11 protein-coding genes are annotated in these 10,779 nt (G+C 73.0%); 4 read left to right on the top strand and 7 right to left on the bottom strand.

All coding sequences use genetic code 11. From position 1 onward, the window contains the following. Position 1: 1 nt before the first annotated feature. From QQK26_RS02430 to QQK26_RS02405, 6 genes are all read right to left on the bottom strand, one after another. Positions 2-313 (bottom strand): hypothetical protein, encoded by a 312-nt coding sequence (locus QQK26_RS02430; protein WP_284229701.1) that lies wholly within the window; start codon positions 311-313, stop codon positions 2-4. After that, entirely contained in the window at positions 306-809 is a 504-nt protein-coding gene (locus tag QQK26_RS02425) for a WXG100 family type VII secretion target (protein WP_284229699.1), read from the bottom strand. Before QQK26_RS02425 ends, QQK26_RS02430 begins: the two co-directional genes overlap by 8 nt. Positions 810-873: 64 nt before the next feature. Next, positions 874-1,167, bottom strand: a complete 294-nt coding sequence (locus QQK26_RS02420; RefSeq protein ID WP_284229697.1) for a WXG100 family type VII secretion target — start codon at positions 1,165-1,167, stop codon at positions 874-876. 133 nt (positions 1,168-1,300) lie between these two features. Beyond that, complete coding sequence (locus QQK26_RS02415; RefSeq protein ID WP_284229695.1) at positions 1,301-1,921, bottom strand: FHA domain-containing protein; 621 nt, start codon at positions 1,919-1,921, stop codon at positions 1,301-1,303. Between the two features lie 109 nt (positions 1,922-2,030). Then, positions 2,031-4,556, bottom strand: coding sequence for an FtsK/SpoIIIE domain-containing protein (locus tag QQK26_RS02410; RefSeq protein ID WP_284229692.1), 2,526 nt, complete (start codon positions 4,554-4,556; stop codon positions 2,031-2,033). Between the two features lie 1,833 nt (positions 4,557-6,389). Continuing rightward, positions 6,390-7,487, bottom strand: coding sequence for a hypothetical protein (locus QQK26_RS02405; protein ID WP_284229690.1), 1,098 nt, complete (start codon positions 7,485-7,487; stop codon positions 6,390-6,392). A 99-nt stretch (positions 7,488-7,586) separates the two neighbouring features. Between QQK26_RS02405 and QQK26_RS02400 the strand changes: the two genes are divergently transcribed. Both QQK26_RS02400 and QQK26_RS02395 read left to right on the top strand, forming a co-directional pair. After that, positions 7,587-8,183, top strand: a complete 597-nt coding sequence (locus QQK26_RS02400; protein WP_284229688.1) for a hypothetical protein — start codon at positions 7,587-7,589, stop codon at positions 8,181-8,183. A gap of 20 nt (positions 8,184-8,203) precedes the next feature. Beyond that, positions 8,204-8,950, top strand: a complete 747-nt coding sequence (locus tag QQK26_RS02395) for a hypothetical protein (RefSeq protein ID WP_284229683.1) — start codon at positions 8,204-8,206, stop codon at positions 8,948-8,950. A 6-nt stretch (positions 8,951-8,956) separates the two neighbouring features. Here the strand turns inward: QQK26_RS02395 and QQK26_RS02390 are convergent, their stop codons facing one another. After that, positions 8,957-9,286 (bottom strand): hypothetical protein, encoded by a 330-nt coding sequence (locus QQK26_RS02390; protein WP_284229681.1) that lies wholly within the window; start codon positions 9,284-9,286, stop codon positions 8,957-8,959. A gap of 78 nt (positions 9,287-9,364) precedes the next feature. Here QQK26_RS02390 and QQK26_RS02385 point away from each other — a divergent pair, with 78 nt between their 5' ends. Then, entirely contained in the window at positions 9,365-10,015 is a 651-nt protein-coding gene (locus QQK26_RS02385) for a hypothetical protein (RefSeq protein WP_284229679.1), read from the top strand. Beyond that, on the top strand, positions 10,012-10,779 hold the full coding sequence (locus tag QQK26_RS02380) for a hypothetical protein (RefSeq protein WP_284229677.1): 768 nt from the start codon (positions 10,012-10,014) through the stop codon (positions 10,777-10,779). Before QQK26_RS02385 ends, QQK26_RS02380 begins: the two co-directional genes overlap by 4 nt.

Below are 10,779 nucleotides of genomic sequence, written 5' to 3'. Positions count from 1 at the left end.
TCTACGCCTGCAGACCGGACGCCACCTGGGACCAGGTGGTGTCGAGCTGTTCTGAGGCGCCTTCGTATGCGGTGACCACTGCTGCGGCGAGCTGCTGCAGCGATTCGGTCTGGGCCCTGAGCCCCTCGGCGGAGACCGACCAGGTCTGGAAGGTCGCCAGGAACTGGGTCATGGCCGGCCCTTGCCACTCGGCGGGCAGCATGTGGGCGAAGCTGCTTGCCCCGTCCCGCAGCATGCCCGCGTACGTGGTGAGCTCGGTGAGCGCATCCGCCATCGCCCTGAGGGCGACCGTGTCGACAGCCTGCTCAGACATCCTCCGACACCCCATTCGTCTCCTGCTCGACGGCCGCCGAGACGGTCTCGAGACGCTGCCCGCCGGCGCTCGGGCCGCTCACGCCGGACAGCGAGGCGTTCACGAGCTGCGGAGCTTCCATTGCCGCCGCAGACTCGAGACCGAGCTCGACGGATTCGGCGACCTCGCCGACGGTCTCGATCACGACGCGGTCCTCCTGACGCTCCCGCGTCGAAGCAGCGGTGAGCGAGGACTCCGTGGTCGTGTAGGTGCCCTCCGCAGCCGCGAGCAGCGTCGCGAGGGTGCTCAGCGACAGCCGGACGGCGTCGGCCTGGGCGTGCCACTGCTGCCAGTACTCGGCGAACTTGTCGGCATCCTCGCCCCGCCACGACGTCTGCACGACGCCGCCCACGACACCGTCGACCTGCGCGACGTGCCCGTCGAAGACCGCGATCGCCGTCTGCAGATGCCCTGCGACCTCGCCGAGCGACTGCGCCCGGACGCGGAACTGCACCATGATGTCCCCTCACCTCCGCGCGCCCCGGAGGGCGCACGGCGAACTCGATCGGTCGGAACGCGGCTCAGCCGCGGAAGGTGCCGGAGATCGCGTTCTCCGAGTCCTCGTAGCTCAGCGAGGCCTGGTTGAGCAGGTCGCTGATACCGGCGAGGGACTCCTTGAGCTGGATGGCCGCGGTGTCCCACTGACCGTAGAGCTCGTTGAAGCTCTGCGAGGCGGAGCCGCCCCAGTCGCCGCTGACGAGGCCGTCGACGAGCGACTTGAGGTTCTGCAGCTGCGACTCGATGGACTGGGCGCCCGACGAGAGCTGTCCGGCGACACCGGCGAGCGATTCGGAAGTAACGCGGATCTCGGCCATTTTTCCTCCAGGGAGAGTGGGTGGTCGCCGGCACCCCTCGCGCCGACAGGGATGACCCTACTGAAAGGGATGCGTGCAACGGAATGGGGAGCACTGCCCATGAGCCGCGCTCGCAGGATGCAGCTCACGGACTTCAGGCCGCGTCGACCTCGATGGACACCTCGCCGATCCAGAGCCGATCGCCCGGGTGCAGGGCGGCGGGGCGCCCCTCGCGCAGCGGCATGCGCACCCCGCCCCGCTCGAGGTCAGAGCCGTTGCCCGACCCAGCGTCCGCGGCGGACACCCCGTTCGCGTCGACCTCGACGATCAGGTGCACCCGCGAGACGGATCGGCTCGGGTCGTGCACCTCGACGGCCTGCGCACCCTCGTTCTGGGCGGTCGAGTGCGGCTGGCGACCGATGATGGCGCGGCCTGCGACCACCACCTGCTCGCCGGTGCTAAACCGCAGGCGCACGCGACCCGACGCCGATGCGGCAGCGGGCGCGGCAGGCGCCGGCGCGGCGGTTGCGGCCTCCGCAGGCCGTGCTGACGGCGCCGGCTGCCAGACGGGCGGGAGCGGCACGACGGGGCGCTCCGCCTCCGGTCGGATCGTCGCGGCGGCAGGACTCGCCGCCTGCTGCGGCGCCACGGGCGGCGGCGCGGCGAAGCCGGCAGGCACCGGAGGGGTCGCCCCTTGGACGAGCTGGCCGCACTCGAAGCAGAACATCGAGTTGGGCCGCAGCTCGGCGTCGCAGTACGCACAGCGTGCGGACATCCCACCACTCCTCACAGGCCGCCGCGCAGGGGGCCGGGTTGTTCGAAAAGTCTACGCGGGCCGTGCGCTCAGCAGGCCCGTCCGGCTCGGGTACCGTTCCCCATGGCGCTCACTGGCGCACATCCGGCACCCGCACAGCCTGCCAGGCGCCGTCGCGATGCAGCGCCGCCCCGCCGGGCGTCTGCGCGCCGAGCATGTAGCGCGGGATCTGCGTGCCGAAGAGCGTCGTGCCGGCCATCGCGTTCAGCGGGGAGAGCACGAGCCCGAGCCGCGCCTTGCGCGCGATGGGCAGCGCGCCGCCGAACATGCTCGAGGCGGACTCGGTGTCCACGCCGACGCAGAAGCTCGCCCCCGCCGACACGCCGCTGAGCGCCTGCTCGATCGGCGCGCCCTTGAGCTGCTCGGCGTCGTCGACGATCACGACGACCCTGCCGCCCCGCCCGGCGGCGACGCCGTCGAGAGTGGCTAGCAGCGCGGCAGGGTCGGTCTGCGGGTCGGAGACCACGGTGATGCCGTGCCCGCCGGCCACCTGCGTGAGCACCGACTCCTTCGGCGCGACGACGAGCACCGGATGCTCGGCCCATGCGAGCTGGTGCGCGATCGCGGCGAGCGCGCTCGAGCGCCCGGTGCCGCGTGCACCGGCCACGACGAAGCCCTGCTCGCCCGACCAGTCGACGGTGATGCGCGAGAGTTCGTCGCCGCCGACGCCGACGGTCGGCACCGGCGCCGTGCAGCCCGCCGCGAGCGGCAGCCGGTACGCGGCGGAGAGCGCGATGTACGCCGGCAGCGGATCGACGCGGAACGGCCGCGGCAGGTCGGCCAGCTCGGGGAAGGCGTCGAAGTGGTCGCGCACGTGCTCGACGATCGCGCGGAAGGCCGCGGTCTGGGCCTCGCCGCTCGTCTCGCGGCTGATCACGGCGAGCTGCACCTCGGCGCCCTGCGCACCCACCAGCGTGCGGCCGGGGGGCAGATCGCCGGGGATGTCGCGGATCATGATGCCCGCTGCGCGGTAGTCGTTCACGTCGCGCATCGGCAGCACGTACTGCGCGTCGATGAAGCTGGAGACCTTGTCGCCGCTGATGGCACGGTCGCCGGTCATGAGCACCCGGATGCCGACCGCCGGTCCCTCGCGCAGCACGCGCATGAGCTGGTCGCGGAAGGCGATGAGCTGGTCCGGGTTCAGGCTCGAGGCCAGCCGCTCCCATCCGTCGATCGCCACGATCGCGTACGGCAGGGCGTCGGTCGGCGCGGCCAGTCGGCGCTGCTCGGTGATGCTGCCCACCCCGGCCTGCGAGAGCACGCTCTGGCGACGGCTGAGCTCCTCGAGCAGACGGCCCACGAGACGAGGGAAGCGCTCCTGGTCGAGCGGGGTGACGACCGCTCCGCAGTGCGGGGCGTCGGCCAGCGGGAGCAGCGCGCCGTTGCCGTAGTCGGCGATGTAGAGGTGCAGGTCCGACGGGGCGAAGCGCTGCACGACCTGCGCCAGCACGGTGCGCAACGCCGTCGTGCGGCCGGAGAGCGCGCCGCCCATGAAGAGCAGGTGCGAGTCGGCGACCACGTTCCAGAACCGGGGACGCTGCTTCTGCTCGGCCGGCACGTCCTCAAGACCGAGCACGACCGAGTCCGCCGGCAGCTCGTCGCCGGCGAAGCGGTCGAGGGTGAGCAGGGTCGGCAGCGGCAGCAGCCACGGCGAGGGGTTGCGCTCGATGCCGAGGGCGTGCGTCGTCGCCGACACGAGGTTGACGAGCGCCCGGAGGTCGGTGTCGTCGTGATCGGTGCGCGTCGTCTGCGCCTGCTTCGCCGGGAAGCGAGCCGCGAAGCCCAGCGCCGACCACTCCATGGGCGCCTTCGCCGGCAGCACCCGGGCGACGCGCTGGGCGCCCTGGCGCAGGCCAGCGACCCGGGCGGTCTGGAAGGGCACGGGGTCGGCGCTCTGACCGGCGCGCACGTAGCCGCGCCCCGGCGTGCCGGGGCTGATGAGCGCCGCTTCAGCGGAGCCGAGCACATCGGTGGAGTCGGCGCGGTCGGTGACGCGCAGCGCGACGCGCAGGTTGATGTTCGACTGCATCTCGGGCGTCACCACGCCCGACGGACGCTGCGTCGCCAGCACGAGATTGACGCCGAGCGAGCGGCCGACGCGCGCGATGCGCACAAGGCCCGTGATGAAGTCGGGCAGCTCGGTCTTGAGCTCGGCGAACTCGTCGATGACGATCATGAGGCGCGCCAGGCCCAGCCGACCGGCCGCCTCCGCATCCTTCGCCCACGCGGAGTCGATGTCCTTCGCCCCCAGCTCGCGCAGCACCCGCTCGCGCCGCTTGAGCTCGGCGTCGAGCGAGGCGAGCGCGCGCTCGGTCTCGCGCGCGTCGAGGTTCGTGACCATGCCGACCGTGTGCGGCAGGCGCTCGCAGTCCGCGAACGCCGATCCGCCCTTGTAGTCGACGAGCACGAAGTTGAGCGCGTCGGGGCGGTTCGCCAGCGCGAGCGAGATGACCAGCGTCTGCAGGAACTCGGACTTGCCCGAGCCGGTCGTCCCCGCGACGAGGGCGTGCGGCCCGTCGCTCGCGAGGTCGAAGGCGAACTCGCCGTCGGCGTTGGCGCCGACCACGACGAAGGTGCGGCGCGGGAGGTGCTCCAACGCCGCGCGAGCTGCTCCGGGTCGTCGAGATCGAGGGCCAGCAGGTCGACGAAGCGCACGCTGGCCGGCAGCAGTCCCTCGTCGCCGACGCCGCTCACGTGCTCGATCGAGCAGAGCCGACGCGCGATCTGCTCGGCCGCGGGCAGCGAGATGCCGTCGACCAGCACGCTGCCGTAGTAGTCGCTCATCGACTCGACTCGGGCGAGGGATCGGTCGGCGCCGTCGAGGGCGACCACGGTCGTCGCCTCCTCGGGCAGCCGCGAGCGGTCGACGTCGATCGCCACCACGTGGATGCCGAACTTGGAGCCCTTGTCGAGCAGCGGCACCATGCCCGGCAGCGTGCGGTAGCGACGCGCGCCGTCCACCACGACAACGATGTCCTCGGCGAAGGAGCCGCCGCGGTCGCCTGTGGCGCGGATGCGGGTGGCCAGCAGCCCGGTCAGCTCGCGCAGGCGCTCGCGCCGCGTGTCGTCCGTGTTGCCGATCATGGTTATGGCGCCCTCGCCGCCGCTCGTGTGCGGCAGCCAGGTCAGCCACGACCACTGCTGTTGGTCACCCTCGTCGCACAGCACGACGACGCGCAGGTCGCGCGGCGAGCGCAGGGTCACGAGCGAGGCGAGCATGGCGCGCACGGTGCTGCGGGCCGCATCGATCTCGCCGGCGACGCCGACCGAGCCGAGCGCCAGGTCGGCCGCGACCGGCGCGGGGGCGACGCCGACCCGGCGGGAGCCGCGCTCCTTGGACGATCCGCCCTCGTAGCGCACGTCGAGGGTCACCTCCGCGAGGCCGATGCGCGCCTGCAGCGCGTCGTCGTCGCCCTTGCGCCGCTCCCAGAGCCGGGAGAGCGGCGCCGTCGCGATGTCGCGCACGACGACCGGGTCGGGGTGGCGGTACCAGCCGTCGAGGCGCTGCTCGCGCACCAGGGCGGTGACGCGCTTCGCACCCTTCTTGACGTCCTCGGCCCACTGCGCCTGCGTGCGCTCTCCCTTGCGCTTGGCGAGCTTCGCGTTGGTCAGGAACGACCCGATCACCATGATCGGCGACGCCGCGGCCATGAGCAGCATCACCGGGCGCTGGAACAGCACGGCCATCGTCACGCCCAGCACGACCGGGATGACCGCCGAGAGCCACGGCAGCGGGGAGCGGTCCTGCTCCTCCGGCCGGTCGCCGGGCAGCTGCAGCACCGGCTGCGGGCGGGCGGGGGCGATCCGCGACGGCCGGTTGAAGCCCCGCATGCCGACGCGATCGGGCGAGAGGTCCGCATCCGATCCCGGCTGCACACCGAGGCGGAGCACGATGCTGCCGAGCTGCACGACGTCGGCGGGCACGATGCGCGCGGCGCCGGCGACGCTCTCGCCGTTGACGAGGAGCGGATGGGCGGGGTCGGTCGCCGAGATCTCCGCCGCGAGCGGGGCGGGGCGCCCGTCCTCACCGTGCGTCGCCTGCAGCACCAGGGTGGCGTGATGCGCGGCGAGGTACGGGTCCGCGACCGGGAGCTCGACACCCTCGCCGCTGCCGATGCGCAGCGTCTCCCCCGCCCGCAGCGGGATCGACTCGCCGGCGAACGGACCGCCGACGATCTCGATGCGGGGCGTGCCCGGCTGGACCTCGGACGAGGGGGCGGCGGGCAGCGCGATGCCGTTGAGGAGTCCTGCGGCGACGGCCGGGGTGGTCGGCTCGATCGCGGGCGCGACGCTCCAGGGCTCCACGTCCAGCGACTCGGCGATCTCGGCGACGGTGGTCGCGTCGTCCGCGCGGACGATCCAGGAGCGCTCGCCGTCGTCCGTGCCGAGGGTCAATCGCAGCGTCATCGGTTCAGCCTTCCGGGCGGGGTCACGCGCCGAGGCGGTCGAGGACACCGAGGATGGGCGTCAGCACGCCCGTCCCCTCCTCGACGGCCCCGTCGACGGGGATGGTGGCGGGCACGATCGCGGCGAGCTCGTCCTCGCCGATCGCGCCGGCGAGGACGGGTCCGTCCAGGTCCGGCACGACCTCGGAGCCGGGCCGGATCAGCGTCACGCTGCCGGTGCTCTGATCACCGGCGGCATCGACGATGTGGAACGAGAACTGGTCGACGTCGCGCGTCGAGCCGGAGACGGTCGCCGTGCCGCCCGGAGCGCACGACACCGTGCCCTCCGCGGCGGCGCCGCATCCGATCACCCGGGCCTCGTCGGCGTCGACGAAGGCGGTCAGGTCGAGCTGCGTCACGCCGCCGGGGTCCATCTGCACGAGCACGTGCAGCGCACCCGCGCCTTCGGCGGAGGACTCGACGAGCCGCAACTGCAGCACCGTGGTCGCACTCCACTGCCCGACATCGTCGCCGATCCGCAGCGCCAGCTCGACGTTGCCGGTGTACGAAGGTGCGGCCGCGAGCACGAGATGCGTCGCGGTCACCTCGACCGTCCCGGCCGACGCCGGCGAGACGGAGTCGACCCGCACCCGCGGCCCGCCCGACTCGTCGCAGGCGGTGCAGACCGCGCCGAGGTCGCTGAGCGGGATGAGGACGCGCCCGCCGGCCGGCAGCGGATAGCCGTAGACGGCCTCGGCGAAGGCCGGCGCCTCCGGGGGCTCGAGCGCGACCACGTAGTCGACCACGAGCGAGACGGTGCCGTTCGACTGCGCGACCGGCACCCGGACCGGGGCCGCGTCGGAGTCGTACTCCGCGGCGGAGAAGACGAGCTGCTCGGGGGTGCATCCGGTGGCCAGCGGCGTGGCAGCGAGCACCGCGGCGCAGTCGTCGAAGCGCCAGCCCTCCGCCGGCGTCACCTGGATCTCGCCGAGGTACGGGATTGAGACCTGGTTGCCCGCGCCCACGGCGGCCTCATCCGCTCGTGGCTGCGCAGCGGCAGGAGCAGCGGCGATGCCGAGCATCGCGACGAGGGCCAGGGAGGCGACCGCTCCGAGGGCGCGGACACGGTGGTGCAGCACCATGCGGTGTCGACCCCCTCACGTCGCCTCGGACCGTGTGTTAGACAATACCCACCAGTCGTCGCCAGCAGGTGGCGCGACTCGAATCTGCAGGGGACGTTCGTGACCGACGTGAACCGCGCCCCGAACGCGGCGCCCTCATCCGCTGGCGGACGCCGTCGCGTGCTCGGCCGGGAGTCGGGCCAGACCGACATCGGCGCAACCGGCGCGCCCACCGCGGCCAAGCGACCGATCGTCGCGACGGAGAGCGTGATCCCGGAGCTCGACGAGACCGTCGCGAAGCCCCGGCCGCTCTGGAAGCACCCCGCCTTCATCGTCTCCGTCGCGCTGACCCTGGCCGCCCTCATCGCCGCGGGCGTGTTCCTGGTGCTCTGGCTGCTCTCCGACGGCCCCGACCGGGTCGACGACGTGCAGCTCGAGGTCGGGCAGGGCAACGCGCACCTCACCTGGACCGGCGCCGAGGAGCCGGTCGACCTCTACGTCGTCAACGGCGGCGAAGTGCTCGACATGTCGCAGCTGGTCCGCAGCGGCGACGAGGCCTGGTTCCCGGTCGGCCTGCCGCTCGCGCAGGGCGGCTTCGACGACGGCACCTGCTTCGTGGTGCGACCGCACGCGAACGCCGATGCGGAGGTCAGCCTCGACGCCGCCGCGCTCGACGAGCAGGGCGCGCGCAGCGCGTGCGTCGCCGACGCCCGATGACCCCTCGCCGGAGGCTCCGCGTGCTGCGCCTCGTCGCGGCGTCCATCGCCATCGCCGCGCTGGCGGGCTGCAGTGTCGGCGACGAGATCGAGCCGCCGCCGGCGCCCGCCGGGGTCGACCTCGAGGCCGTCGACATCGACGATGAGACAGCGAACGGTATCTGGCTGCTGGACGGGCCCACCGCCCTGCAGCGCGTCGTGGACGCCGTGCGGGCCGGCGGCGGCGGGCGGATGCAGGGATGGATCGAGGAGTCGGTGCCGGTGGAGGACGCCACGCCGGTGCCCGGGCGTCGCATCGACCTCGCCGTCGCGGGCACGGCCAGCGCGTACCGCGCGCAGCTGACCGTGGAGGGCCAGGAGCTCGAGCTCATCGTCGCCGACGGCGCCGCGTACCTGCGCGGCAACGCGGCCTACGCGCAGCGCGTGGGCGACGAGCGCTTCGTCTCGGGCTTCGTGTGCCTCACCCCGGACGACGACCTGGTCACGGAGTGGCGCACGCTCACCGATCCCGCGCAGCTGATCGACGAGGCGCTCGGGGGTGCGGAGCTCGGCGTGGATGCGCCGGCCGACGGCGGCGGCACCACCGAGATCGTCGTCGGCGCGGGAGGGGCACCGGTCGGAGCCCTCACCGTCAGCGCCGTCTACGCCCCGCTGCCGCAGCGACTGGTCGTCGGCGACGTGAGCGGCAACGCCAGCATCGACTTCGCCGACTGGAGCGGAACCGAGGCGGTCACCGCACCCGAAGACGTCGCCGTCGACTGCGGCTGAGCCAATCTACCAGCCGGCGCAGTCGGCGCAGGCCTGGCCCAGCAGATTGACGCCGGTGGACTGGTCGGCGAACAGCTGCCAGGCCTTCTGGGTATCGCCGTCGCGCAGGGCCTCCTCCATGGCGTCGAGGCTGCTCTCGGAGGTGGCGATCCACTGGCGGTAGGGTGCCGCGTCGACGCCCTCGGCGCCCTTCCATGCGACCGCGCGCAGCTGCGCGACGAGCGGCAGCAGCTCCTTCGCCCGCGATCTGTCGCCCTGCACCTCGATGAGCAGCGGCGTCATGGCGGAGAGGACGGGCAGCAGCTCGGCGCAGCGCTCCTCGCGAAGATCGGTCATGTCAGCCCCCGGGTCGATGCGGATCGGTCGGGGCGAGTCTAGTCGCGCCCCCGTCACCCGAACGGGCAGGATGTGCGGGTGAGCCTCTACGATCCGACCCTCGCCAAGGCGCCCGAGCTGGCTCGCCGCCGCTCCACCGTGCGCACCGTCCTCGCCGTCCTCGCCATCATCGTCGCGATCGCGGCCATCGTGTACTCGGCGGCGAACTTCCTGGACCTCGCCGAGCAGGGTCGTGAGAACGCGCAGGACGCCTCGCGCGTGCGCTACCGATACGGCGGGGGCTTCCTGCCTGTGGCGATCATCATCCTCGCCGCCGGCCTGGCGGTCGCGGCCGTCATGGCGCTCGTCGGCGCGGGCACCCGCGTCTGGACCAGAGCCGCGAGCGGTGCGGTGCTGCACAAGCGCTTCGAGGGCTACCACGCGATGTCGCCGGAGCAGTTCGACGCGCTGCATGGGGCCTACGCCTCCGGCGACCCCGGCGCGTACACGCCGCTGCCCGAGCAGGTGAAGCGCGGCCCGGCCGTCGTCATGGTGTGGACCGCGAACGAGGATCGGGTCGGGTACGTCGGGCTGAGCTGGGGCGCCGCGGCGAAGTCGACGCTGAACGCACCGCTCATCCGTCTCGAGGGCGCGCACTTCGATGCGCTGCAGGCCGCGCTGCGCCAGGGCCTCGACCGCCCGCTGCCCGACGACCGCAACCCGCTGCGCGCGCAGGGCGGAGTGCGGTGACGTCGGCGACGCCTCCCGGCGAGCTCGATCGGCGATGGGCCGAGCACCTCGGCGCGGGCGGCCGGCACGACGCCGTGCTCTCGCCCCGCCTGCTCGCACGGGCGCGCCGGTGGAATACCGGCAGCATCGTCGGCGCCCTCCTGGCGTCGATCGTGGTCGTCGTGTTGCTCGCGGTCGTCATCGTCAGCGGATACGGGCACGTCTCCTTCTTCGTCGTCGGCGGGCTCTTCCTGCTGGCCATGATCTTCACCGTGCGCAAGTCGCTCCGATTGCGGCATCGCAACCTCCGTCGCGCCGCCGTGGGCGGTACCACCGTGTCCGTCGGGGCGGAAGGCATCACGCTGCCGCGCATCCGCTCGCTGCCGTGGTCGATGGTGCGAGGGGTGATCCTCTACGACGACTCGGCGCGCAACCGCGCCCAGCGCAGCGTGCCCATCGTGGGGTGGGGCGCGGCGATGGCCATGAACGGCGGCGACGGCAGCATCGCGGCGACGCTCGCCTTCCACGACGGCGAGGCGGTGCGCGCGCTCGTGCAGCCGCCCGAGGACGCGAAGCTCGTGCGGCTCTGGTCGAAGGACTCCACGGGCCGAACGCCCGGTGATCTGACGCTCACGCTGGACGTAGTGATGGAGACGGACGAGGTCGCGCGGCTCGGCGCCGCGCTCACCGGCGCCGCGGCGCTGCACGGCGTGCCCGTCTACCGTCCGACTTCGACGGGCGAGTACGCCCTGCTCATCGGCAAGGTGGTCGAAGGGCGCGCCTGA

Source organism: Arenivirga flava (genome assembly GCF_030161575.1).
Classification (GTDB): Bacteria; Actinomycetota; Actinomycetes; order Actinomycetales; family Microbacteriaceae; genus Arenivirga; species Arenivirga flava.
The sequence above is the reverse complement of the archived record's forward strand: the minus strand, read 5'-3'. Positions and strand labels throughout refer to the sequence as shown.

Excerpts from the sequence above, each read along its gene's own strand:
- QQK26_RS02430 (WP_284229701.1), bottom strand. The coding sequence starts at position 313 with ATGTCTGAGCAGGCTGTCGACACGGTCGCCCTCAGGGCGATGGCGGAT.
- QQK26_RS02425 (WP_284229699.1), bottom strand. The coding sequence starts at position 809 with ATGGTGCAGTTCCGCGTCCGGGCGCAGTCGCTCGGCGAGGTCGCAGGG.
- QQK26_RS02420 (WP_284229697.1), bottom strand. The coding sequence starts at position 1,167 with ATGGCCGAGATCCGCGTTACTTCCGAATCGCTCGCCGGTGTCGCCGGA.
- QQK26_RS02415 (WP_284229695.1), bottom strand. The coding sequence starts at position 1,921 with ATGTCCGCACGCTGTGCGTACTGCGACGCCGAGCTGCGGCCCAACTCG.
- QQK26_RS02405 (WP_284229690.1), bottom strand. The coding sequence starts at position 7,487 with ATGGTGCTGCACCACCGTGTCCGCGCCCTCGGAGCGGTCGCCTCCCTG.
- QQK26_RS02390 (WP_284229681.1), bottom strand. The coding sequence starts at position 9,286 with ATGACCGATCTTCGCGAGGAGCGCTGCGCCGAGCTGCTGCCCGTCCTC.